The sequence below is a fragment of the Pseudonocardia sp. SID8383 genome (genome assembly GCF_009864975.1).
Classification (GTDB): domain Bacteria; phylum Actinomycetota; class Actinomycetes; order Mycobacteriales; family Pseudonocardiaceae; genus Pseudonocardia; species Pseudonocardia alni.
The window spans coordinates 1-961 of sequence record NZ_WWFY01000697.1; the positions used below are offsets into that span (position 1 = coordinate 1).

At 77.3% G+C, this 961-nt stretch carries 1 pseudogene; it reads left to right on the top strand.

Features of this window, described 5'->3' with window-relative positions:
- Nucleotides 1-537: 537 nt before the first annotated feature.
- Nucleotides 538-961 (top strand): annotated as a pseudogene (locus GTW08_RS16915) (hypothetical protein); the annotation flags it as partial.

Genomic DNA, 961 nt, shown 5'->3' on the forward strand with positions numbered 1-961 from the left:
CGGAGGACCGGGCTCGTCCGCGGGCGGTGCGACGGGTGGCGCCACCCCCAGGAACGGCGAGGTCGGCCGCAGCGGGGGCCGCGGAGGCGGCGGCCGGGACGGTCGGCGCGCGGGCCGTCCCGCTGGGTCTCCGGTGGCGGGGTCGGCGCCGGTGTCTCGACGCCTCACCGCCCCTGCGTCGTCCGCGACCTCACCATCGGTGTGGTCGGCGTCCCCCTGCCCCGACACGAGGCCCCCTCTCCGCACGGCGTGCGCGCGATTGTCGAGCCCCCGGACACCGCACTCCAGGCCCCGCGACGGACGTGCACCCGTCCGGGGGCGTGGACCGCACGGCCGGGTGACCCCGTCCGGACGGGCCCGCCGACCTCGGACCGTCGGTACGCCTCCTGCGACGCACAGTGATCGGTAAGGGTGGCCTTCGCGTCGGATGCTCGTTCGGAGCGCGCGATACCGCCGGTTACAGGTACGTTCGGTCACGACTCAGTGGGCCGTCCGGGTGAGTCCGGACGGTTCGTCGCGGTGAGGAGGGGAGGTCGGGTGTCCGTGGCCGACCGGCGAGTGACCGTCCCGCACCACGGTGCGGAGCGGTCGACGACCGCCGACCCTCTGCGCGAGGCCCTGCGCTCCCGTCACGACCGCGCCGCGACCGACGTGCGCGCCGCGGGACGCAGCGGCGACATGCCCGCGCTGCTGGACGCGACCCGTCGCGTCCAGCAGGTCCTCACCACCGCCCGTCGCGACCTCGGCCCGGACGACGCCGACACGCTCGTCGCCGAGGGGAGCCTCGCCGTCGCGCTGCTGCTGGGCTACGACCGTACCGGCGGGCTGGAGATCGCCACCCGCAACCTCGCTGCCCGCGAGGCGCTGCTGGGCCCGGACCACCCGGCGTCGCTCGCGGCCGCCGACGCCCTGGCCGCGGCCCACCGGGTGACCGGCGACGCCGAGGAGGCGGTCCGCCGGC